The following is a 24,504-nucleotide window of genomic DNA, read 5'->3' as shown; positions in this document are numbered from 1 at the left end:
ACCGCGTCGTTGTGTTACGCCGGTGGTCCGTCATTAGTCTTAATCGCAAACGAGAATGAGTTGCGAGTACTGCCATCAAGACGGACTGGAAATTCGAATGCCCACCCTTAGCACTCCCATCAAGCCTCTGCTGCTGGTCAGCGCCTTGAGTTGCGTCTACACGCTCGTCGCCCCGCCGCAAGCACACGCAGCCAGCGCCACCCAGGCGCAAACACACCCCTATAGCATTGCCGCTCAGCCACTGGAAAGCGCGATAGCGCAGTGGTCCGCCAGCAGTGGCATCCAGCTGTTCGCCGACGGCGCGTTGACCCGCGGCAAGACCAGCAGCACGGTAAACGGTCAATACACGGCTGGCGTTGCGCTGCAACAACTGTTGGCCGGCACCGGCCTGGGTTTTGTCATGGCCGATGGCAACCGCGCCTACCTGCAGCAACGCAGCGACACCGAAACGACGGTGCAGCTGGGCGCGACCACCATTGAGGGGCAGGGCCTGGGCATGACCAGCGAGCACACCGGGTCGTACACCACCGGGGCTATGCAGACGACGACCAAGTTGCCGACCTCGCTGCGCGAAACCCCGCAATCGGTGACAGTGTTGACCCGCCAGCGCATGGACGATCAGAACCTGCAGAAGCTTGAGGACATTGCCACCTACACGCCAGGTCTGACCCTGCGCAAGACAGGTGGCGAGCGCCCCGAGTTCTATTCGCGTGGGTCCGCCATCGACAACATCATGATCGATGGCCTGCCCGTGGCCTATGACAGTGATACCCTCGGTACCTCGACGCTAGCCATGTACGACCATGTGGAAGTGGTACGGGGTGCCTCGGGCTTGATGGTGGGGGCTGGCAACCCCTCTGGCACCCTCAACCTGATACGCAAGCGCCCGACACTGACGCCGCAGTTGTCTCTTACCGGCAGCGCGGGGCGGTGGGACGACTATCGGGGGGAGGTCGATATCAGCAATAAGTTGAACGACAGCGGCACCTTGCGTGGCCGTTTCGTCGGCGCCTATCAGGACCGCAACAGTTTCGTCGACGCCTATGGCAATACGCGGCAGCTGTTCTATGGCATCACCGAATATGATCTGGACCCGGCCACTACCCTCACCCTTGGCGCCTGGTACAATCGCGAAGACAACCCCGGCGCTGATTGGAACGGGCTGCCTACCCACCCCGACGGCAGCTTTTTCGACTTTTCACGGTCGACGCGCACGGCGCCAAACTGGACGTACTGGAACAAGAAGAACAGCAGTGCATTCGCCGAGGTCGAGCACCGCTTCGACAATGACTGGAAGCTGCGCCTGAACGCCACCTGGCTGCGCGGCGACATGGACATGCTCGGCGGCAGCCTTTACACCGACGAGAACAATGCCTACCACCTGAACATCGGTCGCTACACCTACCAGCACACCCAGAAGAGCCTGGACACCTACGCTTCTGGTCCTTTCAGCTTGTTTGGCGCTACCCATGAACTGGTCGTCGGTGCCAGTTGGCGGCGCGACGAAACCAATGATGGCCCTGGCGGCCCGGGCATTGGCTCGGATGTGATCGTCGACCCGCAGCACTTTGAACCGGGTGCCTATCCCAAGCCTGATATAGACAACAATTGGTCGCGTACCGGGCATGAAGAACAATCGAGTACCTATGCCACGGTGCGTTTCAATCTGCGTAACGACCTGCGGCTGATTCTCGGCTCGCGTCTGGATTGGTACGAATACGAGCAGCTTACCCATTCAGGGGAATACAGCTTCGGTGACGATTACAAGGCTACCCGGGAACTCACACCCTACGCCGGCGTAATCTACGACTTGAACGACACTTACTCGGTGTACGCGAGCTGGACGCGGATCTTCAAGCCACAGGCTGCACAAAGCGCCAGCGGCAGCTTGCTGGATCCGATCACCGGCACCAACTATGAAGCCGGCCTCAAGGGTGAGTACTTCGGTGGCGCGCTGAACGCCAGCGCGGCGGTATTCCAGCTTGTGCAGGAAAACCTCGCCAAATCTTTGCCGTCCGCTCAATGTGCCCCTGGCGTCAGCGCCTGCTATGAGGCCAGTGGCGAAGTGCGAACCCGCGGTGTGGACATGGAGGTGGGCGGAGAGCTGGCGCCTGGTTGGCAGCTGTCTGCTGGCTACACCTACGCTGCAGCGGAGTACACCAAGTCCACAGGCTCGGCAGAGAAGGGTGAGCGTTTCGACAGCGAGACACCCTACAACCTGTTCAAGGTCTTCACCACCTACCGACTACCCGGTGAGCTCGAGCGTTGGACGGTGGGTGGTGGCTGGCGTACGCAGAGCAGCGCGTACACCGGCTTTGGGGTGAAACAGGGGGGCTATAGCGTAAGCGACTTCATGATCGCCTACCGGCCATCGCCCGCGTGGCAATTGCAGGCCAACCTGAACAATGCCTTCGACAAACACTATTACCAAAACATCAGCAACAGCTGGGGGGCCAACAGCTTCGGCGATCCGCGCAACCTGATGCTGACCGTGCGTTACACGCCTGTTTTTTGATGTAGGCGTGCCAACCGGCAAGACATCGCAAATGAGCGCACTCAACCCGACGCTGTCGATGAGCCCAACAGCAATTGCTAAATGGAGCGCAGGCCTCACTGGCAGCTACGGGTCCAGGCCGTGTGAAAACGCAAATAAGTACGTCGAGTAGCGAAAGAAGCTGGGTCAGCCTGTAAATTCAGCAGATGTAAGTGCAGGTCTAACTCAGTCGGGCGCCAGGCGCTGCCTGTGCTATCTGGGCCGCGGCAGCGACCCAGATAGCCGTATACGGACGCATAAACGCTTGGACTCATGTCCTGATCGCTTCAATCAGCCCAGCGATGCCAAAGATGCTCATCATTCGTTTGAGATTGTAAGCAAGTACGTGAAGGCTCATCTCGGTGCTTACCCTCGGCAGGGTTTTGGTCAGGAAGTGGGTGCTTCCCATCCAGTATTTGAGCGTTCCGAAGGGATGCTCCACCGTCTGCCGGCGAACCTTCATCTTTCCGGGGTCATACTCCAATCGGATCTGCACCGCTTCGACTACCGTTTCATGCTCCCAGCGCTTCAACCGGCGTTCCTTACCCGTCGTACACTGCTTCTGCAAGGAGCAACTTTGGCAGCCAGAGAACCAGTAGGAGTGCAGCAACATGCCGTCTTCCACCGAAGAATGCCTGCGAGTCAGTAGTTGATCCGCAGGGCATCGGTATTCATCCGATGCAGCGATGTAGATGAAGTCCTGCTTGCCGAATCGGCCTTCCGCTTTGCTGCTTGATGTCAGTGGTTTCGGGACAAAAGTGGTGATCCCGGCCTGCTCGCAAGCGAGGATCTCCGGACCTTTGTAATAGCCTCGGTCGGCGACCACTGTCAGCGACTCAGCGCCGATCTCTTCGCGTGCCTGGTTCGCCATATTGCTCAACTGTGTTCGGTCATTACCAACATTGGTGACTTCATGAGCAATGATCAGATGGTGTTTGTCATCGACTGCTGTTTGTACGTTGTAGCCAACCGTGCCAGTACCTCGGCCACTCGTGGCCATTGAGCGTGCATCAGGATCGGTAAGAGAGATTTGCTGATCTGGGCTGGCATGAAGCTGCGCTTCAATGTCCTTGAGCCTCGTCATCTGCTGTTTCAGCTTTTCTATTTTTTCGCTCAGCCGTTCAGCCTTGGCCTCGGCGACCTCGGGCGCTGCCCGATCCGCCGAATCCATCGCCGCAAGATAGCGGTCAATGCTCTGCTCGATCTGCTGCATGCGCGCCTTGATCTTGCCCTGGGTAAAGTTGCGGTCGCGGTTATTTACGGCTTTGAATTTGCTGCCGTCGATGGCAATGATCGACTGGGAGAAAAGATTGAGGTTGCGGCACAGCACTACGAATTGCCGGCACACGCTGCGAATGGCTTTGCCGTTGTCCCGGCGAAAGTCGGCAATCGTTTTGAAGTCGGGAGCCAACCGGCCCGTTAGGGATTCTCCGATCAAGTCAGCACAGGCAGCCTGACCTGTGCTGAAATAGCGCTCCGTTCATCCACGCCAACAAGTCTTGCCCATGAGTCAGATGAGCTTCTCCGATTTCGAATATGCCGGTAAGCGCAAGCAAACCCGTCGTGAGCGTTTCCTGGCCGAGATGGAACAGGTCGTACCGTGGAGCGGACTGGTCGCATTGATCGAGCCGCATTACCCAAAGGCAGGTGGCGGTCGCAAACCCTATCCATTGGAAACCATGCTGCGCATTCATCTGCTGCAAAACTGGTTTTCACTGAGCGACCCCGCCATGGAGGAAGCGTTGTACGAGATCACCTCGATGCGCCAGTTCGCTCGACTGACGCTCAGCGCCCCGATCCCCGAAGACACGACGATCATGAACTTCCGGCATCTGCTGGAGAAGCACCAGTTGGCGGCGGGTATTCTGGAAACCATCAACGCGTACCTGCGAGACAAAGGCTTGTCGCTGCGCCAGGGCACGATCGTCGATGCCACGATCATCCACGCACCCAGTTCGACCAAGAACAAGGAAGGCAAACGCGATCCGGAAATGCACCAGACGAAGAAAGGCAACCAGTACTTCTTCGGCATGAAGGCGCATATTGGTGCCGATGCTGAGTCGGGCCTAGTGCATCACGTTCACGGCACTGCCGCGAACGTAGCTGACGTGACGGAGGTCGCTCAGCTATTGCATGGCGAAGAGAATGTCGTCTGTGCGGATGCGGGCTACACAGGCGTGGAAAAGCGGTCAGAACACGAGGGGCGCCAGGTGATATGGCAGATCGCTGCCCGCCGCAGCACCTACAAACACTTGAGTAAACGCAGCGTGCTCTACAAAGCCAAGCGCAAGATCGAAAAGGCCAAGGCGCAAGTACGTGCGAAAGTGGAGCACCCGTTCCGGGTGATCAAACGCCAGTTCGGCTATGTGAAGACTCGCTTTCGCGGCTTGGCCAAGAACACGGCGCAACTGACCACGCTATTTGCGCTGTCGAATCTGTGGATGGTGCGCCGGCAATTATTGCCTGCTGCGGGAGAGGTGCGCCCGTGAGGGCAGAAAACCAAGGTTGTGCCTTGGTTTTCCAATAATCAGCGGCTGAAAATCGGGCTTTTCGGCATCCCCAAGCCGCCCATTTCCGGCTGATGGGCAACTTGTTCGGAGTTTTCTTAGCCACATCAACTCGACATTGCGCTCTGCCTCGCGCTCAAGCCGGCGGCTGGACTGAATCCGGTTGAGGTAGCCATAGATGTAGATTTTCAGCAGGACTGCTGGATGGTAGGCCGGGCGCCCCGTTGCAGCCGGATCGACACCCTCGAAGCCGAGTGCTCCGAGGTAGAGTTCATCGACGAAAACGTCGACCACCCGAACTGGATTTTCTTCGGTGATGTAATCGTCCAGGCACTCCGGCAGCAACGTGACTTACGTCCGAGATTCACCTTTAATGAATCGCTTCATGATCGTCCCCGCCACGATCTCGACGATCAGAAGGTTAGACAATCACGTGCGTTTTCACACAGCCTGGGTCGAATGCTGCCGCTCAATGCTTGCAAGCCTGGACGCAATGCTGGCGTACTCGGTTTAGTGATCGACATAAAGCGCTTGCAGATCGGGCCGCAAGAGCCAGCACTTGGTGGTCTTTTCACCGACAGCTACCAGTCCTGCACACAAGGCTCCGGCCCATTCAGCGATGGAAACAGCGGCAGCACTTCTTCTGCCAGTTCCTGGATGATCTGCTGCGGCGGGCGCCGGGCCATCTGCATGCCCAGCGCGGCATGGTTGACCCCAGCCTCGCGCCACTGCTGCAACAACTCGATCAACCCGTTGCGGCCGGTGCGCAGCACGTAGCCACCCTGTAGCGGCGTTCTTGGGAAGTTCGGGTTCTCGTCCAGGTCAATCCACTCATTGGTCACATGCGGGCGAAAGCCTGCCCCGGGAATGAGCGTCCGCCAGGCCCGGATCTTCTCGCCCAGGCGCCTGGGCCCCAGGCTGTCGTGGGTGGCTTCGGGGTAGGTGATCCAGCCATCGGCCTGTTCGCCAAGCCACTGCAAGGGTTGGCGTGACGAGCCGGTTACCAGCAACGGAATGCCCCCCGTGACGGGGCTGGGCAGCAACCGCGCGCCATCGAGCTGGCCCAACGGCGAATGGATAGGCGCCTGCTGGCTGCCCAGCAGCTGCCTGAAGTAATCCACGCTTTGCGCGAAGCGCTCCCCGCGGCGTTCATGCTCCAGGCCATAGGCCGGAAACTCCACGGGGCGGTCGCCCGAGGCGATACCCAGCACCAGGCGCCCACCCGACAGGCAGTCGACGCTGGCCGCAGCCTTGGCCAGGTCGATGGGATGGCGCAGGGTGAAGATCGCGCTGCCGGTTGCCAGGGCGACTTTGCGGCTATGGGCCGCCAGGTAGGCCAGGTAGGTGAACGGGTCGAATACCTGGCCGGCATCACCGAAGCCTGGGTCATACAAAGGCACATCACGGGCCCACACGGCCGCAAAATCCAGGCGGTCGATGTCGCTGACCAGCCGGGCCTGCCCGCGCAGTACAGCCATGTCGCCGCGGTAGAAACGCAGCGGCAGGAAAATACCCATGGTCAGGTGACCCTCGGCGAACATACGGCGATAACCGGGGTGTTGGGCGAACGCATCGGCGCTGGCCCCTTTGCTGTGGGTGAAGTTCATGGGCATTCCTTGCTCGGTTTAAGGGGCCAGTGGCAGGCGCAGGCAGACGGATACCGCGCTGCACGGCCGGGCGTTGTTCCACCTGGCGGTACCAGCGGTTCAGGTGCTGGTAGTGGCTGAAGTCAAAGCCTACGAGCGCAGCAATGTGCAGCCAGGCAAAGCTTGCGATGTCTGCAATCGAATAGGACTCACCGGCCAACCACGAATGGCTGGCCAAGCGCTGGTCGAGCACCGCGAAGGCAGCCTCGGTGAGGGCGCGGTAGCGCTTCTGCGCCGCCGGGTTGGGCACAGCCTCGAAGCACTCGAAATGCACGCGCTGCCCCAGTAACGGGCCCATGCTGGCGCTGTGGTACATCAACCAGATGATCGCCGCCCAGCGCGGCTGTGCTGCCTGCTCGAGCAACTGGCCACTGGATTGCGCCAGGTACAACAGGATTGCGGCCGACTCGAACAGCACGATATTGGCCTTGCGGTCGACCAATACCGGAATGCGGCCTGCCGGGTTGAGCGCCAGAAACTCAGCCTGGCGATGCTCGCCCCGGTCGATATCCACGTGAACCAGCTGATAAGGCAGCCCCGTTTCCTCCAAGGCGATGGTGGCCTTGAAGCCGTTGGGGGAGCTGTCGGTATAAAGCACAAGTGCTGCGTCCTGCATGCTGTTCACCTTAAAAATACTGATCCGGGTTTGTTTGGCGCCACGCTATGCTAGGGCCAAGGCCTCGGGCCTTCTAACGATCATTCCTCTCGCTTGATTTAGTTTTTCTAAGGTTGGTTTACATGGGTGCAGTCCTGCCATTGCTTGCGTTGCGTGCCTTCAGCGAAACCACACGCCTGGGCAGCCTGAAGGCGGCCGCCGAACGCATGGGCGTTACCCCCGGCGCCATCAGCCAGCAGATCCGCCTGCTGGAAGACCGCCTGGGGGTCACCCTGCTGACCCGCAGCCGGTATGGCGTGCAACTTACCGAGGCCGGGTCGAGCCTTTACCCGGGGCTGTCGCGCGGGTTCGGCCAGATCGAGAGCGCGCTGCTCGACCTGCAGGCCCTCACCCGCAGCAATACCCTGACCATCAGTACCCAGCCCTCGTTCGCCTCCAGCTGGCTGGTACCACGGCTGCCCGACTTCAACGCGCAGTACCCGCAAATCGACGTACGCGTGCAGTCCACCGCCGAGCTTGTGGACCTGCTGCGTGACCCCGTTGACATCGCGCTGCGCCATGGCCTGGGCGACTACCCCGGGGTGGAGTCGATCCCGCTGCTGGCGCCGGTGCTGTTACCGGTCGCCAGCCCCGGCCTGCTGGCCGGCGGGCCTGCGCTGGATGAACCAAAGGATTGCCTGCACTACCCGCTGCTGCAGGATGCCGACCGGGCCGACTGGAGCCTGTGGCTAAAGGCCCATGGCGTCGAGCCCGACAGCCGCAGCCGCCGGGGCCCGAGTTTCGATGAAGACCTGCTGCTGTTGCGGGCGGCCGCCAGTGGCCAGGGCATCGCCCTGGTACAGGCGCAGCACGCCGAGGAAGACCTTGCCAGTGGCCGGCTGGTGGTCGCGCTGGACCGGCCCTGGCCGTCGCGCTTTGCCTACTACCTGGTGGCGCGCAAGGAGAACCTGGAGCGCCCGCACCTGCAGGCGTTTGTGGGTTGGATTCGCGGGCAACTTGAGTTGGAACAGCTGCCAGCCCTTACTGATCATTCATGAACGATGCTGGTGGCTGGGCTGGAGCGTTGGAAACAGCCAGATTCAGCCAACGTCGCAACAGTCGATATCAAGGAAGAACATGAGCATTCGAGCAACGACCGAAAAGGACTGGATGTTACTGAGGCAAGTAAGGCTCGCCGCGCTGAGGGCTGTGGCTGGTTCTTCGCAGGCCGGTGGGTGCCATGAATCAGTATCGACGACGGCCAGTGCCCTTTGCAGGAGATCACCCAGCCCTTTCGTGCTGCGCTGTCGCGCAGAGAACTGATCTCGCAGATGCGCCACGGCCCCCGTGGGAAGCGGCCTCGTGTCGCGATGGGCTGCGCAGCAGCCCCGGCAATGCGGCATGAGGCCGAGGCCTTGGGGCCGCTTCGCAGCCCATCGCGACACGAGGCCGCTTCCCACAGAGACCGTGTTAATTCAATGAGTTGTAGTTTCTTCTATGGGAGCGGGCTTGCCTCGCGAATTGGCCAGCCCGGCAAATGGAGCCGTCTGGCACGGGCTACGCCCGTGTTCGCGGGCAAGCCCGCTCCTACAGGAATCACGTCCGCCTCAGGCCTGCGCTGTACCTGTAGGAGCCAGCCTGCCGGCGATGGGGCCCGGACAAGCAACACAAGCCGGTTGCCCCCACGACGTGCGCAGGAACGCAGCGGGAGAGCATTTATGTCGGCCCGGCATCTACCCTGCAGGCCCTCACGCAGGTCTCGCTAAAGCCCGTGATCGATGCGGTCTACCCCTTCGAAAAGGCCGAAGAAGCCTTTGAACACCTGCGCAGTGCCAACCACTTCGGCAACCTGGTGATTCAGGTAAGCACACCTGGAGCCTGAGCAGCCAATGAACCTTCGCGGTGCTCAAGGCTCAGTTGTTCAGACCGCGCTTGCACAACCGACCAAGGATTGCCATGGCCCACGCTCCCTCCCCCGCCCTGCCCGGGGTTCGCGTAGAACGTGAACTGAGCCCGCGGGCGGTGCTTACCGGCGCTGTGCTCGGCATCCTGCTGACACCCTCGAACGTTTACGCGGGGCTGAAGATCGGCTGGTCGTTCAACATGTCGATCATCGCCCTGCTGGTCGGCTTCGCCCTGTGGCAGGGGCTGGCGCGGCGCACCAGCGACCGGCCTGGGTGGACACTGCACGAAAGCAACATCAACCAGACCGTGGCTTCGGCCGCGGCCTCCATCGTGTCCGGCGGGCTGGTGGCGCCCATCCCCGCCTACACCCTGCTCACCGGTCACCAGCTGGACCCGCTGCCGATGATGGCCTGGGTGTTCTCGGTGAGCTTTTTAGGCATCTGGATTGCCTGGTACCTGCGCCCGGCCCTGCTCAACGACCATGGCCTGAAATTCCCCGAAGGCATGGCCACCCTGGAGACCCTGCAGCAAATCTACAACCAAGGGCGTGAAGCCGTGGTGCGGATCAAGGTGCTGTGCAGCGCCGCGCTGTTGTCGGCGCTGGTGAAGTGGGTCGACGTGTTCGCCTGGGCGATACCCCGTTGGGCACCCACGCCTGCGCTGGAGCGCCTGACCTTCACCCTCGACCCGTCGCTGATGCTGATCGGCTTCGGCGGCATCATCGGCATTCGGGTGGGCCTGACCCTGCTGTTTGGTGCCGCGCTGGCATGGGGCGGGCTGGCGCCCTGGTTGATCGGGCATGGCTGGGTGGTGCTTGCGCCGAACGCCAGCGGGCCGCAGTTCGCAGCCTTGGTGGAGTGGCTGCTATGGCCGGGGGTGAGCTTGATGGTCTGCGCTACCCTCACCTCGTTGCTGGTACGCCTGTGGCAAGTGCCCGGAAGGCCGGCCAGGCAAACAGCCCGCGCCAGGCTGCGCTTTACCCCGTGGCCTGCTGCAGGGCTGCTGCTGGCCATCACGCTGGTCGTCACCCTGCAGGTGCTGCTGTTCGGTATCGACGGGTGGATGGCGCTGTTGAGCATCCCGCTGGCGGTGTGCCTGGCGGTGGTCGCCGCGCGTGTGGTCGGCGCCACCGGCATTGCGCCGATTGGCGCCATCGGCAAGCTGTCGCAACTGAGCTTTGGCTTGATTGCCCCAGGCCAGGTGGCCATCAACCTGATGAGCGCCAACACCGCAGGCGGCGCGGCCGGGCAGTCCACCGACCTGATGAACGACTTCAAGGTTGGCCTGGCGATTGGCGCCACGCCGCACAAGCAGCTGGCTGCGCAATGCATCGGCATCCTGATTGGCAGTGTGGTCGGCGTGCTGGTGTACCTGATGCTGATCCCCGACCCGAAGGCCCTGCTGCTCACCCAACAGTGGCCGGCACCGGCCGTGGCCACCTGGAAGGCCGTGGCGCAAACCCTGACCCAGGGGCTGGGGGCGCTGGCACCGGAGCTGCGCTGGGCGATTGCCGCCGGCAGCGCTGCCGGCGTGCTGCTGGGCGCGCTGGACAGCCTGCTGCCACAACGGGCGGCGCGCTGGCTGCCGAGTACTGCGGCGCTGGGGCTGGCGTTCATCTTGCCGGCGTCGATCAGCAGCATGATGGGGCTGGGGGCGCTGGTCACCTGGCTGGCCAGTTGCCGGTGGCCGGGGCTGGCCGAGCGCTTTGCGATTACCGCGGCGGCGGGGTTGATTGCCGGTGAGAGCATCATGGGCGTGGGGGCGTCGTTCTGGGCGATGCTGCGGGCGCTGTAGGGGCCGGTCGTTTTTGTTCTGTGGGCTAGCGGCAAAGGCTGAGATAATGCCGGGGCAACCTCAAGGGCCTCACCATGCTGATCATCTCCAACAACGTGCATCTGCCGGATGCCGACATCGAACTGACCTACATCCGCGCGCAAGGCGCCGGCGGGCAGAACGTCAACAAGGTGTCCAGCGCCGTGCACCTGCGCTTCGACATCCCCGCCTCGTCACTGCCGGAGTTTTACAAGGAGCGGCTGCTGGCGCTGCGGGACAGCCGCATTACCGGCGACGGCGTGTTGATCATCAAGGCCCAGCAGTACCGCACCCAGGAGCAGAACCGCGCTGATGCACTGGCGCGGCTAGCCGAGTTGATCCTTAGTGCCGGCAAAACCGAGAAAAAGCGCCGGCCGACCAAGCCGACACTTGGCTCGAAGACCCGGCGCCTTGAAGGCAAAGCCAGGCGCAGCACAGTCAAGGCGGGGCGGGGGAAGGTGGATTTTTAGTCGGCGTCACCGTCAACTACAGCTCACTGTCGGCACTGAGCTCATTTGCGCCAGGCAAACTACATACATTCATTGCTTGAATTGAAACACCTGGCAGTCAATCTCACAGCCTGCTAACTATCTCCCTCCAGAGGTAGCGATAGTGATACCTCAACCAAATAATCAAGAGCCTATCAAACTGCCTGCGCAACCAACTGCTCTCGCGCGCCTTCAACCTTGCCTCGATGGCCACCCTGAGTGAGTCAGGGTCAAACCCCGTCCAGACGGTGGGCACGACTGCTGCAATATTGGTAAAACACACCGGGGCGACTTCGGAGAAAAATATTTCATACAACACCTCCGGATCGACGCCTTCGAGCTCAGACGCCAGGTAGTCGTAATCAGTCGGAAAATCGTTGAAGGGTTCCGAAAGTGCCGCTCTGACGGCCGTCAGCTTCGGTTCACTCAGCAGATATCTCAATGCGAAAACGCCTCCAATTCTTCATCCTGCAAGGGCGCTACAGCGCCGCCGGCCATATCAAATTGCTGTATTCAATGCGCCGCACTAGCTTGCACCGTCGCCCTCTACAACTGGCGTCGCAGCCGACCCGGCCAACAACCCACCGTCAATATTGAACTCACTCCCGGTCATGTACGCGGCCTCCTCCGAAGCCAGCAACACCGCCAGAGCAGCCACTTCGTCCGGCATGCCGAAACGCCGCAAAGGCGTATCGCGAACCAGCGCAGCCATGCGCGCCTGACGCTCCGGCCCGGTACCCAGCATGGGCTCCCACATGGGGGTCAGGATGGCCGCCGGGTGAATGGAGTTGCAACGGATGTTCAACCCTTGCTCGGCGCAGTAAAGCGCCACGGTCTTGGTGTGGTTGCGCACCGCAGCCTTGGACGACGCATAGGCGGCAGCACCGGGGATGCCCACCAGGCCAGAGCGGGAAGACAGGTTGATGATGGCCCCGGCCCCCGCAGGGCGCATGGCGCCAATGGCGTACTTGCAGCCCAGGAACACACCGTCCAGGTTGGTCTGGTGCACCGCGCGCCAGTCCTCCAGCCGGGCGTGTTCGGGGTCATGCTCAAGCATGCCCTGCTCGAAACCAGTGATGCCTGCGTTGTTCACCAGCACGTCCAAGCTACCGCGTTCATTCAGCACATGGGCGATCACGCGCTGCCAATCGGCTTCGCAGCGCACGTCCAGGTGCAGGTAGCAGGCCTGCTCCCCCAGGGAGGCGGCGAACGTGGCCCCGAGTTCGTCGTTGATATCGGTGAGGTAGACGTAGCAGCCTTCGCCTACGAAGCGTTGTGCAATCGCGGCGCCAATGCCTTGGGCTGCACCGGTGATGACGGCGGTTTTGCAAGAAAGTCTATTGCCCATGTAACCCCCTGCCTGTGTCAGTGATGCATTGAGTGATGGCTCAGCCCGGCCCGCCCAGGGGCCTATCCCATTCAAGGTAATTGCGTCAGGGCTGCCAGGTGCTTGCCACAACCCTTGCAGCGCCTATGAGATCGAGCGCCGCGCGGGCGGCGCTCGATCTCATAGGCGCCAAAAGGCTCTCGGCGAACACCTGGCAGCCCTGACGCAAACACCTTGAGAGGGATGTAGAGCAGGCATAGGCCCAGTGGTGTAAAAACCACAAGCCGAGGCAGATTGCCCCAAGCTGAAGATGGCGTCCTGGCCATGACAGGTTCCTTGTATCGGCGCTGAAACGCCGGTCATTGCAGGTAACTTGCGGGATGTTGTCAAGCTTGTAGCGGCGTTGCGCGCCGGCAGCGTCAGGGCAGGTTTTGCTGTATAGCCGTCAGACGGACTGATCTGAAAACCTGGCGGATATACGAAAAGGACCACAGCTACCCGCCCAGTCCTACAAAAAAATCATCCGACTTTCCCTATTCCATGTAGGGCGTTTCCCAAGCATGCTTCACCCCCTGTTGCGCCATCGATCTGAGGTCTAGTCTCGCCGGGCCGCTGCAAATTCAGCGGCCGGGTCTGCAAGCCCGTGCGGGACAACTAGAACCAGTACCACCCCAGCTATTGGCTCATTGCGCCTGGCTGTGCTTCATGGTGGCTGCGTACGGGTGGCCTTCGGGCCAGCCGGGCTTTTCTCTAGTTGCCCCGGTCTTGCAGGCCCGTACGTAGCCGCCACCCTTCACCTGCAAGTGAATGGATGCGGTCCGATCAGCGCAACTAGAGAGTCCACGCCATGCTCAAGATCGTCCCCGATCCACCCCACACGTCAAATACCCCTCAATACCTCGAAGACACCCTGGTCGAAGCCCTCGAATACGCCATGTGCGGCATGGCCGTCGGCCAACAGTCCATCACCTTCCTGCCCAAGTCCCCGGCTTCGATCATGCTGCTGGCAGTGATGCATGAGCTGAAAGCCACGCGCCAACTGGTGGAGTGTGCCTTGGCGCAGGTGCAGCTAGGGCAGCGCCGGCAGCCTTACACGCTGCATTAGGCGCTGTACCTGTAGGAGCGGGCTTGCCCGCGATAGGGCCTGGCCTGCAAACGCGGCTGCATGGCACCGGCACCGCCGGTGATCGCGGGCAAGCCCGCTCCCACGCTGCCCTGCGCCCCAACCCCAACTCGGCATACAAACCAAACGGACTTCCCATGGACACCACCTCCCCCACCCTGCTCGGCAAACTCGGCTGGACCGTCGGCAGCGCCACCTGCATGGACGGTGCCGTCGAAGGCCAGCGGCTGTTCCAGGTCATCCCCGGCAACTGCGCCGACCATGCCATGGAGCAAGCCTCCATCCTGCTCGCCAGCGCCCGCCGCGCCTCTTACATCGGCGTGATGGACGACGAACCGGTGCTGGTCTGGGCCTCGCATTACCTGAGCGAAATGGCCAAGGCGCTGATGGATGATGCGCATATGGGCATGCACAAAAACGCCAAGGCCTGAAGGGCCCGCAGGTTCTGGCTTGCATCCGGGGTTTCAGGCCCGGCCCTATCGCCGGCAAGCCGGCTCCTACAGAGGGAGCGCGGCTGCAGGGTCGAATACTGAAAATCCATCGCCCTGAAACGTCTTGCCGCTAACCCTGTCTCATCCATTTTCAGGACACCCAACGCCATGGACCGCCGCTGCCTGCTGCTCGCCCTCGCCCTGCTGCCCGCCGCCACAACCTTCGCCCAGGCCAAAGACGATGCCAGGCCCAAAAGCGGCCAGTACTCACGCAATTGCTCCGCCGCCGCCGCGCACAGCCTGATCGGCGAAAAACTCAACGCCGACACCAAGGCCCAGGCCCTGGCCCGCTCCGGGGCCAGCAGCGTACGGGTGGTGCGGGTGAGCGGCCTGCGCGACCTGGGCATGGTCAACCAGCGCCTGACGCTGGCCGTCGACGCGCAGCAACGCATCGCCGAGCTGTGGTGCGAGTAGTCTCCCGACACCAATTGATTTGATAATCGTTATCACTTAAGGTGCGCTCCTCGCACCGGAGGGATAGCCGTGATCGTTGATGAGCTGAGCCAGGTCTACGCCGAACACAACAGCTGGCTGAAGCAGTGGCTGTACCACCGGCTGGGCTGTTCGGCGCAGGCCGCGGACCTGGCCCAGGACACCTTCGTGCGCATTCTCCAGGCCCAGCGCAAAACCGGCCTGGGCCTTGCCCTGCAGCAACCGCGGGCGTACCTGGCCACGGTTGGCCGGCGCCTGGTGTACGACCACTTTCGCCGCCAGTCGCTGGAGCGCGCCTACCTGGAGCTGCTGGCCCAGTTGCCCGAGCTGTTCGCGCTGTCGGCCGAAGAACTGTGGGCCATGCGTGAAACCCTGCAGCAACTGGACGCTATGCTCGACAGCTTCAAGCCGGTGGTGCGTTCGGTGTTTCTGCTGGTGCAACTGGAGGGCCTGACCTACGTGCAGGTGGCCGCCCGGCTGGGCATCGGCGAGCGCACGGTCAAGCGCCACATGGCCAGTGCGCTGCAGGCCTGCATCCTGTTCGACGACGACTGCTGATGGCTGGCGAGCAACCGCGCATCAGCGCCGAGGTGGCGCGCCAGGCTGCGCACTGGCACATGCTCATGCTCGATGACGGCCTCAGCCCGGCGCAGCAGGCCGCCTGCAGCCGCTGGCGCGCCGCCGCGCCCGAGCACGAACGGGCCTGGCAGAAGGCCCGGCGGGTGCAGGAGCAACTGGGCCTGCTGCCGCCGCGCCTGGCCATGGGCACCCTGCACCGCGAGCGGCGCCAGGTGCTCAAGCAACTGCTGGCCCTGGCCATCCTCGCCCCGCTGGGCTACGCCGGCTACCGCCAGCTGGCACCGCAGCAGGCCTACGACACCGCCGTCGGCCAGCACCAGCGCCTGACCCTGGCCGATGGCACGGTGCTGGAGCTGAACACCGACACCGCCGTGGCGGTGGACTTCGACCAGCAGCAACGCCTGATTACCCTGCGCCACGGCGAAGTGCTCATCGACAGCGGCGCCGATGCCGGCCACCCCTGGCACCGCCCGCTGCGGGTGGCCACCGCGCAAGGCACGCTGCAGGCCTTGGGCACCCGCTTTGTAGTGCGCCAGCGCGACGCCCGCACGCAGTTGGCCGTGTACGAAGGTGCCGTGCGGGTAACGCCGTTGCAGGGCCCCGAACACACCCTCGAGGCCGGCCAACAGCTGAGTTTCGACGCCCACGGCCAAGGCCCGCTGAGCGCTGCCCGCGAACAGGACCTGCAATGGACCCAGGGCCAGTTGGTAGTCGACGAAATGCCCCTGGGCGAATTCCTCGCCGAACTCGGCCGCTACCGGCCGGGCTGGCTGCGCGCCCAGGGCGATGTGCAACGGCTGCTGATCAGCGGCGCGTTCCAGCTGCGCGACACCGACGCAATCCTGGCCGCCCTGCCCGCCACCTTGCCGGTGCAGGTGGACTACCGCACCCGCTACTGGGTCACCGTGAGCGCCCGTTGAAAATCAATTGGCCCGTTTTTTCGCCTCATCAGTCCTTAGCTGTGGAACTGCCACAAACATAGGGACAACCGTTCAATGATCCGCGCCTCTTCACCGGCCCGCCGCAGCGTTCGCGCCATGGGCAAACCCCGTCAACTGCTCGCCCTGAGCGCCCTGGCCATCGCCCTGCAAGGCTATGCTGCCGGCGCCAGCGCCGCCCCCGTGCAGGCCCCGCAGGCCTACAGCATCGCCGCCGGCAACCTGGCCCAGGTGCTGGCGCGCTTTGCCAGTGAAGGCGGCGTCACCCTGCAGTACACCTCAGAGCTTACCCGCGGCCTTGCCAGCCCAGGGCTGCACGGGCAGTACGGCATCGACGAAGGCTTTGCCCTGCTGCTGGCCGGCAGCGGCCTGCGCGCCGTCCCGCGCGGGGGCCAGGTGTACGGCCTGGAGCCCCTGCCGCTGAACACTGCCGACGGCGGCACGGCACTGAACCTGGAGCCGCTGAACATCACCGGCCAGCAAGACCAGGCCACAACCGAAGGCTCCGGCAGCTATACCGCCAACGCCGTGACCATCGGCAAGTCCACCCACCGCCTGAAAGATATCCCGCAGTCGGTCAGCGTGGTCACCCGCAAGGCCATGGACGACCAGCGCCTGGACACCCTCGACAAAGTGCTGGAGAAAACCACCGGCATCACCACCCTGCAGAGCCCGTCCGGCGGCAAGTACATCTACTCGCGCGGCTTCGAGGTGGAGACCATCCAGTACGACGGCGTGCCGATGGACCGGCGCTACTACGCCATCGGCAGCAGCTTCACCGCCGACACCCTGCTGTACGACCGCGTCGAGGTGCTGCGCGGCGCCAACGGCCTGCTGCAAGGCAGCGGCAACCCGGGCGCCGCGGTGAACCTGGTGCGCAAGCGGCCCAAGGCCGAGCCCGCGTTGTCGGTGACCGCCAGCGCCGGCTCCTGGGACAGCTACCGCCAGACCCTCGACGCCAGCGCCCCGCTGAGCGCCGACGGCGCCCTGCGCGGGCGCATGGTGGCCGCCCACGAAAGCCAGGACTACTTCTACGACACCGCCGACAGCCGCAAGAACGTGCTGTACGGCATGCTCGAATACCAGATCAACGACGCCACCACCGTGGCCGCCGGCGCCAGCGTCGAAGACCTGCACTCCACGCCGTTTTTCAGCGGCCTGCCGCGCAACAAGGACGGCAGCTCGCTGAACGTGGGCCGCTCCACCTACACCGGCGCCGACTGGAACAAGTGGGACAACAAGCAGACCAGCTACTTCGCCGACATCACCCACGACTTCAACGCCGACTGGCGCCTGAAGGCCTCCGGCACCTACCTGCGCGAAACCAACTACATCCTCTACAGCTTCGGCCGCGGCGCCGTAGACCCTGCCACCGGCGACGGCATGCGCTCGCGCGCCTACCTGTACGACTTCGAGAACATCACCAAGGCCGCCGACGTCAACCTCACCGGCAAGTGGCGCGCCTTCGGCCGCGAGCACGAGGTGGTGGTGGGCGCCAACGCCAGCGACCTTAAGACCGACGACCTGCAGGGCGGCATGCTCAACCTCGGCCCGATGAACATCTACGACCCGGTCTCGCCCCAGCGCCCGACCATGGACCAGCTGCTGGGCACCACCTACGCCGGCACCTCCCACGGCAAGATCCGCCAGGACGGCCTGTACGGCGTGGTGCGCTACAAACTCACCGACCCGCTGACCCTGGTGCTGGGCGGGCGCACCAGCAACTACAAGTACGACTATGCGCTGCAGCGCTTCAACGCCGACTCCCCCACCCCGGCGCATGCGCGCAGCAGCGGCGAGTTCACCCCCTATGGCGGGTTGATCTACGCGCTGAACGAGCAGTGGTCGGCCTATGCCAGCTACGCCGACATCTTCAAGCCGCAGACCGAGCTGACCGAAGAGAACAGCACCCTCAAGCCCATCGAGGGCGCCAACTACGAGATGGGCCTGAAGGGCGAGCTGCTGGACGGCCGGGTCAATACCACGTTGGCGCTGTTCCAGGTCGACCAGCAAAACCGCGCGCAGTACAACGGCAACAGCGCCTGCGACACCAACTGCTACGTGGACGGCGGCAAGGTGCGCACCCGCGGCTTCGACGCCGAGGTCAGCGGCGAAGTGCTGGCCGGGCTGCAACTGTTTGCCGGCTACACCTACACCCACACCGAGTACCTGAATGACCCGGGCGATGGCGAATCTGCCGGCGGCGCCGCGTTCAACACCTTTACCCCGCGCCACCTGCTGCGCGTGTGGGCCGACTACAACCTGCCCGGCGACTACCAGCAATGGACCGTGGGAGGCGGCGCCAACGTGCAAAGCCGCAACTACCACAACAACTTCGGCGGCACCGACGGCGTGGGCAAGATCGAGCAGGCCGGCTACGCCATCTGGAACGCGCGGTTGGCGTACCAGATCAACGAGAACTTCAGCGTGGCGTTGAACGGCAACAACCTGTTCGACAAGAAGTACTACTCCAGCATCGGCTGGTTGCATGCCGCCAACTACTACGGCGACCCACGCAACTACACGGTGACCCTGCGGGCGGATTTCTGAGGGTGGCTGGCCCCGTCAGGTGCTGCCTGGCGGGGCCGGGCCTGCAGACACGGATTTGCACCAAGGCTGCTGGCCCTATCGCTGGCAGCTATGCGCCTGCTACGTCGCCGTCGTGCCTGGCCAATACGAACTCAAGAACAATATCCTTGTTTTCCAACATGCCTATCACACATCGGCCCAATTGCGCGGACTCTTTTACAAACGCCTTGTCACTGAGCAACGTTGAAAAGTCCGCTATGGAGCCAAGGTCAGGGCGCCTTTTGCCACCTTCGATCACGAACCCGTCAAAACCGAGAATGCCGATGTCATTACGCTCACAGTAATCGATCAGCCTCAGTGCATCGTACAGGCCAAACAGCGCACAACCCGACACCGTCAAAGTGGGGGCGACCGGCAAATGCTCAGCCTCTACAGATGACCAGTCATCCGCCTGCGGCGGGCGCAAATGTCGCATCCATGGCCTCCCGGTCGTAATCCAGCAGCCAGCCCCGATGCGCCTCGTAAAGCTCACCCAGCGCCGCGCGCCCGGGCCCTACCACATCCATGCCGCGATCATCGTAGGGGTAAACCATAAGGCGTTTGTTCAGGTTGAACAGGAAGAAAGCACACCGCGGCTTCGGTCGAATGGCTTGAAAGTCGCTGGCCAAGGCGCACCACAGCAACGGTTCGAGTAGCGAAAGCGGGGCTTCGAACGCCAAGTACAACTGGTATTCAGGCTCATCCTCGCTAAACCAGTCGTCCGGGTGGGTCTTCTCGCTCCATGACTCGCGCTGCGCCGGAATGCGGATTCCAGCGCTATCAAGTGCCCTGTAGATACGACGAAAATCACCACGCTGATTGCTGTGCAGTTGCAGGCACACTACCAGCGGTTCTGCACCGTAAAACAGGCTACGGCAGACCACCGTGGCCTTGCGTATTGCCTGCAGGAACAGCTCGATTGCACTGCCCTGCTCCGACAGTTCGAAGCGCAGGCCGCCGGGTTGCGAATAAAACACCGGCCTTTCGAAAATGCTCGGCCCGAAGGTGTTGAAAATGTCTTGCTTGAGGGTCAAAGGTGCTTTCCTTGCGTCTATAAGGTGCGGTGAGGCATGAGTAGCATGCCTTCCCCGTAGGCTTGGCGCCACGGTGACCCGCGAAAGGGCCTGGCCACCGCATGAATGGCACCGGCGTTGCCGGTGATCGCGGTGCAAGCCCGCTCCCACGTACAGGCAAGCCAACCTGCTTGCGCCGTTCGTTCAAGCACCCACCCCATCCCTCCGCCAACACTGGCAGCCCCAACCGCAAGGAGCTGCCCATGCGCACGCTATACGCCCCATTGTTCTTCTTCGGCTTCATCGGCACCGCCCTGTCACTGGCCCACGACCCCGCCTGGCTGATACTGCTGCTGGCCTGCGCGGTATTGCTGTCACTGGCCTGCGAACAGCTGATGCCCTACAAGCCCGCCTGGAACCAACCTGCCGGTGATGGCCCGCGCGATGTGTGCCATGCACTGGTCAACGAGGGCCTGACCATCGCCAGTGTGGCCAGCGTGCCGCTGCTGGCGGCCTGGCTGCCAAACCTCGGCCTGTGGCCCGCCCACTGGCCGCTGGCGCTGCAGTTGCTGGTGGCAATCGCCCTGGCCGACCTGGGCATCACCCTGGTGCACTACGCCAGCCACCGCAGCGCGTTGCTGTGGCGCCTGCATGCGGTGCACCACAGCGTAACGCGCATGTACGGCTTCAACGGCCTGATGAAACACCCCCTGCACCAGATGCTCGAGACCCTGGGCGGCACCCTGCCCCTGCTGCTGCTCGGGCTGCCGGTGGAGGTGGCGCTGCTGCTTGCGTTCAGCGTGTCGACCCAGCTGTTGCTGCAACACAGCAACGTGGACATGCGCATCGGCTGGCTGCGCCATGTGTTCGCCTGGGCGCCGGTGCACCGCCTGCACCACCTCAAGTACGGCACCGCCGGGAACGTGAACTTCGCCTTGTTCTTCCCGCTGTGGGACCGCTTGCTGGGTACCGCCCTGCACCTGCCGGGCTATGCCCTGGCGGACAAAGACATGGGCATCGGTGACCGGCCGGATTATCCGCAAGGGTACCTGGCGCAGTTGCGCGAGCCGTTCAGCGGCGCCTCGGCGCACTCGCCCGCAGTGCTGCCGGCGGCCTTGCAGCAGGCGCTAGCCGAGCGTACGTAAACGCAGGTTGCGCAGGGCGCTGCCGGGGCTCAGGCCGAACTGGCGGCGCACGCTGCGGCTGAAGTGCGCCGAGTCGGCAAAACCTGCAGCCACGGCGGCGTCGGTCAGGCTGGCGCCGCCCAGGGCCAGCTGGATGCCGATGCGCAGGCGCTGCCACAGCACCATGCGCCGCACCGACAGCTTGAGGGTGCCGCTGAACAGGCGTTCGAGCTGGCTGATCGACAGGGCCGCCGTGCTTGCCAGCTCTCGGGCTGAGAGCCTTTGTTCGTCCAGTTTGCGAATGCGCTGCAGGGCACTGGCCAGGCGCGGGGGTAGCGGGCGGCGTGGCCAATTTTGCAGCTGCTCGGCCAGGTGCTGGGGGTGGTTGCCGGCCAGCTCGCAGGCCTGGGCCAGCTCGCCAAGGTCGAAGGCCAGCGGTTCGGCGAACAGGGTCAGGCAGCGTGCGCCGTCGCTGAGGATGGCGTGGAGCTGGCGGGACGGGATCAGCAGCAGCGGCCCGCGCTGGTGCTGCTCGCCCAGGGCCACTTCGACCGGGCCGTCGAGGCCGATCAGCACCTGGTGGGCGTAGTGCTCGTGGGGGGCGGTGCGGGCCACGCTGCCCAGCAGCAGGCAGTGGTCATCGCCAAGCCAGATTTCGCCTTGCCAGCTTTGGGTGGGCAGGTGGTTCATGGGTGTTCCTTTCCCGGGTTGCGGCTGGGATGGTAGCGGCCGGGGGGCAGGCTGTCATTGCTGGGCCCCAATGCGCGCGCCTCGCAAACCCATCCCCTCCTGCGCTATCGTCCCCCAACCCCCTCAAGCCCCAGGCCAGCCCCATGCGCATTGTCATCCCCGACGACTACCAGCACGTGATCCGCACCCTCGACTGCTTCACCCGCCTGGCCGGCCACGAAGTCACGGTACTGCACCAGGCCAAGCCCGCCTCGCTGGACGAACTGGCCGAACGCTTCGCCGACGCCGATGCCCTGGTGCTCACCCGCGAGCGCACGCGCATCGACGCCGCCCTGCTCGAACGCCTGCCCAAGCTCAAGCTGATCAGCCAGACCGGCAAGGTCGCCGGCCACCTCGACCTGGCCGCCTGCACCGCGCAAGGCGTGGTGGTAACCGAAGGCCGCGGCTCGCCGGTGGCGCCGGCGGAGCTTGCCTGGGCGCTGATACTCAACGCCCGCCGCCAGCTGGTGCCGGCCATCGATGCATTTCGCCAGGGCCAGTGGCAGGTGAACATGGGCCAGGCCCTGGCCGGCCAGGTGCTGGGGGTGTGGGGCTACGGCAAGATCGGCCAGCGCCTGGCACGCTATGCCCAGGCCTTCGACATGCCGGTGCTGGTGTGGGGCAGCGAGGCCAGCCGCGCTGCAGCGCAAGCAGACGGGCACCGCGCGGCGGCGTCGCGCGAGGCGTTCTTTGCCGAGGCGGATATCCTCAGCCTGAACCTGCGCCTGGCCGACAGCACCCGGCATGGCGTGACCCTGGCGGACCTTGGGCAGATGAAACCCGACGCCCTGCTGGTCAACGTCAGCCGCGCCGAGCTGATTGCACCGGGCGCCTTGCTGCAGGCGCTGGATGCCGGCAGGCCGGGGTTTGCCGCGGTGGATGTGTTCGAGCAGGAGCCGCTGCTCGACCCCAACCACCCGCTGCTGCGCCACCCGCGGGTGCTGAGCACGCCGCATCTGGGCTATGTGGAGAAAAACGGCTACGAGCTGTATTTCGGCGATGCGTTCGACAATGTGCTGGCGTTTTTCAACGGCTCGCCAGTGAATGTGGCCAACCCGCAGGCGCTGGGTAAACGCTGAGGCGCTGATCCTGCGGCACTTGCAATCCAACCATCACCCCGCAACAATGCGAGCAATTCCCATTCACATCACGGATTGCCTGCATGTCGGCGCTCGACCAAGCCTCGCTCCACCAGCTGTACAGCGAAAACAACGGCTGGCTGAAGAGCTGGCTGCGCGCACGGCTGGGCAATACCGCCGATGCCGCCGACCTGGCCCAGGACACCTTCGTGCGGGTAATGACCGCGCGCAGCCAAGTGCCTATCCGCGAGCCGCGCAGCTACCTCAGCGCCATCGCCCGTGCGCTTTTGATCGACAAGGTGCGCCGGCGCACCATCGAGCAGGCCTACCTGCAAGCCCTGGCCTTGCGCCCGGAACCGGTGGAGGTATCCCCCGAAGTGCGCCTGTCGATCATCGAAATGCTGGTGGCGGTCGATGCGCTGCTCGATGAACTGGGCCCGCGCACCCGCGACATCTTCCTTGCCGTGCAACTGGAGGGCCTGCCCTACGCGGCGGTGGCCGAGCGCTTCGGGGTGTCGGTGACCACGGTGAAAAACCACCTGGTGCGCGCCATGACCCGCTGCCTGCTGGTGGCCGAACACTGATGGACCTGAACACCCTCGAAGCCGCCGCCACCTGGTACGTCGAGCTCAACGACGGGACTGCCAGCGCTTCGCGCACCCAGGCCTGGCGCCAGTGGCTGGCGGCCAGCCCGCAGCATGCCGCCGCCTGGGCCCGGGTGGAACAGCTCCAGCAGCAATGGGCCCTGGTGCCGCCCCAGGCCGCCCTGCGCAGCCTGGGGGCTGCCCAAACCAAGCGCCGCGAGGTGCTCAAGGTGTTGGGCCTGCTGCTGACGCTGGGCGGCAGTGGCTGGTTGGCGGCCGAACGGCTGCCCTTGCAGGCGCTGATGGCCCAGCAGCGCACCGGCTCCGGCGAGCGCCGCAGCTTGCAGTTGGCCGATGGCACGCAGCTCGAATTGAACGTCGGCACCGCGCTGGATGTGCAGTACGACGCTACGCTGCGGGCCATCGCGCTGTACCAGGGCGAAGTGTTCATCAAGACCGCCGCCGACCCGGCCCGGCGCCCGTTCATCGTGCACACTGGCAACGGCAGCGTACGCGCCCTGGGCACCGCGTTCAGCGTGCGCCAGTTGCCCGCGCAAACCCGCGTCGGCGTGCTGCAGTCGGCAGTGGAGATTCGCCCGCAACACCACCTTGGCCGGGTGCTGCGCCTGGAGGCCGGGCAGCAGGCCAGCTTCGATGCCGAGCAGTTCGGGCCCGCCCGCCCCCTGCCCGAAGACAGCACCGCCTGGCGCATGGGCATGCTCAGCGTCAATGACTGGCGTCTGGGCGATTTCATCGACGAGCTGGCGCGCTACCGGCCAGGGGTGTTGCGTTGCGCGCCGCAGGTTCGGGCCTTGAGCATTTCCGGTGCATTCAGCGTCGACGACACCGACATCGCCCTGGCCAACCTGCCAAAAACCCTGCCGGTGAGCGTGCGCTACCTGAGCCGTTACTGGGTGAGCGTGGAGCCTGCCTGAAAGTTTTTTAACGCCAATCTTGCTGATTTAGATTCTCGCCCGTCCCTGACACAAGCCGCGACGACAGCGACTTTCTGCCATGACACGCAAGGATCA

General features: G+C 63.7%; 23 protein-coding genes and 2 pseudogenes. 16 read left to right on the top strand and 9 right to left on the bottom strand.

Annotation, left to right across the window (positions count from 1 at the left end; genetic code table 11):
* Window positions 1-55: 55 nt before the first annotated feature.
* Window positions 56-2,515 (top strand): TonB-dependent siderophore receptor, encoded by a 2,460-nt coding sequence (locus tag KSS93_RS13000; protein WP_225917341.1) that lies wholly within the window; start codon window positions 56-58, stop codon window positions 2,513-2,515.
* Window positions 2,516-2,804: 289 nt separating this feature from the next.
* Here KSS93_RS13000 and KSS93_RS12995 read toward each other — a convergent pair.
* A pseudogene (locus KSS93_RS12995) lies at window positions 2,805-3,956 on the bottom strand (IS1182 family transposase); the annotation flags it as partial.
* 82 nt (window positions 3,957-4,038) lie between these two features.
* Between KSS93_RS12995 and KSS93_RS12990 the strand changes: the two are divergent.
* A complete protein-coding gene (locus KSS93_RS12990) occupies window positions 4,039-5,022 on the top strand; it encodes an IS5-like element IS2000 family transposase (protein ID WP_217888593.1) in 984 nt (327 codons plus the stop codon).
* A gap of 117 nt (window positions 5,023-5,139) precedes the next feature.
* Here KSS93_RS12990 and KSS93_RS12985 read toward each other — a convergent pair.
* From KSS93_RS12985 to KSS93_RS12975, 3 genes and pseudogenes are all read right to left on the bottom strand, one after another.
* Window positions 5,140-5,385 (bottom strand): annotated as a pseudogene (locus KSS93_RS12985) (transposase); the annotation flags it as partial.
* Between the two features lie 236 nt (window positions 5,386-5,621).
* The gene (locus KSS93_RS12980) at window positions 5,622-6,557 is read right to left on the bottom strand and encodes an LLM class oxidoreductase (RefSeq protein WP_225917367.1); all 936 of its coding nucleotides are present in this window, start codon (window positions 6,555-6,557) and stop codon (window positions 5,622-5,624) included.
* Complete coding sequence (locus tag KSS93_RS12975) at window positions 6,442-7,302, bottom strand: glutathione S-transferase family protein (protein ID WP_225917340.1); 861 nt, start codon at window positions 7,300-7,302, stop codon at window positions 6,442-6,444. Before KSS93_RS12975 ends, KSS93_RS12980 begins: the two co-directional genes overlap by 116 nt.
* A gap of 122 nt (window positions 7,303-7,424) precedes the next feature.
* On the opposite strand from KSS93_RS12975, the gene KSS93_RS12970 reads away from it, so the two are divergent.
* The 4 genes from KSS93_RS12970 (at window position 7,425) to arfB (ending at window position 11,468) form a co-directional block, all read left to right on the top strand.
* Complete coding sequence (locus tag KSS93_RS12970; protein WP_217888591.1) at window positions 7,425-8,339, top strand: LysR substrate-binding domain-containing protein; 915 nt, start codon at window positions 7,425-7,427, stop codon at window positions 8,337-8,339.
* 656 nt (window positions 8,340-8,995) lie between these two features.
* Window positions 8,996-9,163 carry a zinc-binding dehydrogenase gene (locus KSS93_RS12965; RefSeq protein ID WP_217888725.1) on the top strand — a complete coding sequence of 56 codons (168 nt, stop codon included), beginning with the start codon at window positions 8,996-8,998 and terminating at the stop codon, window positions 9,161-9,163.
* A gap of 74 nt (window positions 9,164-9,237) precedes the next feature.
* Entirely contained in the window at window positions 9,238-10,980 is a 1,743-nt protein-coding gene (locus KSS93_RS12960) for an OPT family oligopeptide transporter (RefSeq protein WP_217888590.1), read from the top strand.
* 74 nt (window positions 10,981-11,054) lie between these two features.
* Complete coding sequence (gene arfB, locus KSS93_RS12955; protein WP_217842879.1) at window positions 11,055-11,468, top strand: alternative ribosome rescue aminoacyl-tRNA hydrolase ArfB; 414 nt, start codon at window positions 11,055-11,057, stop codon at window positions 11,466-11,468.
* Window positions 11,469-11,571: 103 nt separating this feature from the next.
* On the opposite strand, the gene KSS93_RS12950 is transcribed toward arfB, so the two are convergent.
* On the bottom strand, window positions 11,572-11,928 hold the full coding sequence (locus KSS93_RS12950) for a DUF7079 family protein (protein WP_217888589.1): 357 nt from the start codon (window positions 11,926-11,928) through the stop codon (window positions 11,572-11,574).
* Window positions 11,929-12,012: 84 nt separating this feature from the next.
* Window positions 12,013-12,834 carry an SDR family oxidoreductase gene (locus KSS93_RS12945; protein ID WP_217888588.1) on the bottom strand — a complete coding sequence of 274 codons (822 nt, stop codon included), beginning with the start codon at window positions 12,832-12,834 and terminating at the stop codon, window positions 12,013-12,015.
* Window positions 12,835-13,660: 826 nt separating this feature from the next.
* Here KSS93_RS12945 and KSS93_RS12940 point away from each other — a divergent pair.
* From KSS93_RS12940 to KSS93_RS12915, 6 genes are all read left to right on the top strand, one after another.
* The gene (locus KSS93_RS12940) at window positions 13,661-13,918 is read left to right on the top strand and encodes a hypothetical protein (protein WP_217888587.1); all 258 of its coding nucleotides are present in this window, start codon (window positions 13,661-13,663) and stop codon (window positions 13,916-13,918) included.
* Window positions 13,919-14,073: 155 nt separating this feature from the next.
* A complete protein-coding gene (locus tag KSS93_RS12935) occupies window positions 14,074-14,367 on the top strand; it encodes a DUF3077 domain-containing protein (RefSeq protein ID WP_217888586.1) in 294 nt (97 codons plus the stop codon).
* Between the two features lie 168 nt (window positions 14,368-14,535).
* Window positions 14,536-14,841: an I78 family peptidase inhibitor gene (locus tag KSS93_RS12930; RefSeq protein ID WP_217888585.1), complete on the top strand. Its 306-nt coding sequence runs from the start codon at window positions 14,536-14,538 to the stop codon at window positions 14,839-14,841.
* Window positions 14,842-14,910: 69 nt separating this feature from the next.
* On the top strand, window positions 14,911-15,417 hold the full coding sequence (locus KSS93_RS12925) for a sigma-70 family RNA polymerase sigma factor (protein ID WP_217888584.1): 507 nt from the start codon (window positions 14,911-14,913) through the stop codon (window positions 15,415-15,417).
* Window positions 15,417-16,358, top strand: coding sequence for a FecR domain-containing protein (locus KSS93_RS12920; RefSeq protein WP_217888583.1), 942 nt, complete (start codon window positions 15,417-15,419; stop codon window positions 16,356-16,358). Before KSS93_RS12925 ends, KSS93_RS12920 begins: the two co-directional genes overlap by 1 nt.
* Before the next feature lie 117 nt (window positions 16,359-16,475).
* Entirely contained in the window at window positions 16,476-18,926 is a 2,451-nt protein-coding gene (locus tag KSS93_RS12915) for a TonB-dependent siderophore receptor (protein ID WP_225917339.1), read from the top strand.
* 88 nt (window positions 18,927-19,014) lie between these two features.
* Here the strand turns inward: KSS93_RS12915 and KSS93_RS12910 are convergent, their stop codons facing one another.
* Complete coding sequence (locus tag KSS93_RS12910; RefSeq protein ID WP_217888581.1) at window positions 19,015-19,371, bottom strand: hypothetical protein; 357 nt, start codon at window positions 19,369-19,371, stop codon at window positions 19,015-19,017.
* Complete coding sequence (locus tag KSS93_RS12905; protein WP_217888580.1) at window positions 19,349-19,978, bottom strand: DUF3885 domain-containing protein; 630 nt, start codon at window positions 19,976-19,978, stop codon at window positions 19,349-19,351. Before KSS93_RS12905 ends, KSS93_RS12910 begins: the two co-directional genes overlap by 23 nt.
* Before the next feature lie 242 nt (window positions 19,979-20,220).
* Here KSS93_RS12905 and KSS93_RS12900 point away from each other — a divergent pair, with 242 nt between their 5' ends.
* Window positions 20,221-21,102, top strand: coding sequence for a sterol desaturase family protein (locus tag KSS93_RS12900; protein ID WP_217888579.1), 882 nt, complete (start codon window positions 20,221-20,223; stop codon window positions 21,100-21,102).
* Here the strand turns inward: KSS93_RS12900 and KSS93_RS12895 are convergent.
* On the bottom strand, window positions 21,085-21,771 hold the full coding sequence (locus tag KSS93_RS12895) for a helix-turn-helix domain-containing protein (protein WP_217888578.1): 687 nt from the start codon (window positions 21,769-21,771) through the stop codon (window positions 21,085-21,087). The genes KSS93_RS12900 and KSS93_RS12895 overlap by 18 nt on opposite strands.
* 143 nt (window positions 21,772-21,914) lie before the next feature.
* Here KSS93_RS12895 and KSS93_RS12890 point away from each other — a divergent pair, with 143 nt between their 5' ends.
* The 3 genes from KSS93_RS12890 (at window position 21,915) to KSS93_RS12880 (ending at window position 24,408) form a co-directional block, all read left to right on the top strand.
* Window positions 21,915-22,889: a D-2-hydroxyacid dehydrogenase family protein gene (locus tag KSS93_RS12890; protein ID WP_217888577.1), complete on the top strand. Its 975-nt coding sequence runs from the start codon at window positions 21,915-21,917 to the stop codon at window positions 22,887-22,889.
* 83 nt (window positions 22,890-22,972) lie between these two features.
* Entirely contained in the window at window positions 22,973-23,473 is a 501-nt protein-coding gene (locus tag KSS93_RS12885; RefSeq protein WP_217888576.1) for a sigma-70 family RNA polymerase sigma factor, read from the top strand.
* Window positions 23,473-24,408, top strand: a complete 936-nt coding sequence (locus tag KSS93_RS12880) for a FecR domain-containing protein (protein WP_217888575.1) — start codon at window positions 23,473-23,475, stop codon at window positions 24,406-24,408. The genes KSS93_RS12885 and KSS93_RS12880 overlap by 1 nt, the downstream gene beginning before the upstream one ends.
* The last annotated feature ends 96 nt before the right edge of the window (window positions 24,409-24,504 follow it).

The sequence above is a fragment of the Pseudomonas xanthosomatis genome (assembly GCF_019139835.1).
Lineage (GTDB): Bacteria > Pseudomonadota > Gammaproteobacteria > Pseudomonadales > Pseudomonadaceae > Aquipseudomonas > Aquipseudomonas fakonensis.
This window is presented reverse-complemented; position numbering and strand designations above follow the sequence as displayed.

Bases quoted from the DNA above. Each gene is read 5' to 3' on its own strand.
- KSS93_RS12975 (WP_225917340.1), bottom strand. From the start codon at position 7,302: ATGCAGGACGCAGCACTTGTGCTTTATACCGACAGCTCCCCCAACGGC.
- arfB (WP_217842879.1), top strand. From the start codon at position 11,055: ATGCTGATCATCTCCAACAACGTGCATCTGCCGGATGCCGACATCGAA.
- KSS93_RS12930 (WP_217888585.1), top strand. From the start codon at position 14,536: ATGGACCGCCGCTGCCTGCTGCTCGCCCTCGCCCTGCTGCCCGCCGCC.
- KSS93_RS12915 (WP_225917339.1), top strand. From the start codon at position 16,476: ATGGGCAAACCCCGTCAACTGCTCGCCCTGAGCGCCCTGGCCATCGCC.
- KSS93_RS13000 (WP_225917341.1), top strand. From the start codon at position 56: ATGAGTTGCGAGTACTGCCATCAAGACGGACTGGAAATTCGAATGCCC.
- KSS93_RS12880 (WP_217888575.1), top strand. From the start codon at position 23,473: ATGGACCTGAACACCCTCGAAGCCGCCGCCACCTGGTACGTCGAGCTC.
- KSS93_RS12945 (WP_217888588.1), bottom strand. From the start codon at position 12,834: ATGGGCAATAGACTTTCTTGCAAAACCGCCGTCATCACCGGTGCAGCC.
- KSS93_RS12960 (WP_217888590.1), top strand. From the start codon at position 9,238: ATGGCCCACGCTCCCTCCCCCGCCCTGCCCGGGGTTCGCGTAGAACGT.
- KSS93_RS12980 (WP_225917367.1), bottom strand. From the start codon at position 6,557: ATGGGTATTTTCCTGCCGCTGCGTTTCTACCGCGGCGACATGGCTGTA.
- KSS93_RS12940 (WP_217888587.1), top strand. From the start codon at position 13,661: ATGCTCAAGATCGTCCCCGATCCACCCCACACGTCAAATACCCCTCAA.
- KSS93_RS12920 (WP_217888583.1), top strand. From the start codon at position 15,417: ATGGCTGGCGAGCAACCGCGCATCAGCGCCGAGGTGGCGCGCCAGGCT.
- KSS93_RS12970 (WP_217888591.1), top strand. From the start codon at position 7,425: ATGGGTGCAGTCCTGCCATTGCTTGCGTTGCGTGCCTTCAGCGAAACC.
- KSS93_RS12935 (WP_217888586.1), top strand. From the start codon at position 14,074: ATGGACACCACCTCCCCCACCCTGCTCGGCAAACTCGGCTGGACCGTC.
- KSS93_RS12990 (WP_217888593.1), top strand. From the start codon at position 4,039: ATGAGTCAGATGAGCTTCTCCGATTTCGAATATGCCGGTAAGCGCAAG.
- KSS93_RS12885 (WP_217888576.1), top strand. From the start codon at position 22,973: ATGTCGGCGCTCGACCAAGCCTCGCTCCACCAGCTGTACAGCGAAAAC.
- KSS93_RS12890 (WP_217888577.1), top strand. From the start codon at position 21,915: ATGCGCATTGTCATCCCCGACGACTACCAGCACGTGATCCGCACCCTC.
- KSS93_RS12900 (WP_217888579.1), top strand. From the start codon at position 20,221: ATGCGCACGCTATACGCCCCATTGTTCTTCTTCGGCTTCATCGGCACC.
- KSS93_RS12895 (WP_217888578.1), bottom strand. From the start codon at position 21,771: ATGAACCACCTGCCCACCCAAAGCTGGCAAGGCGAAATCTGGCTTGGC.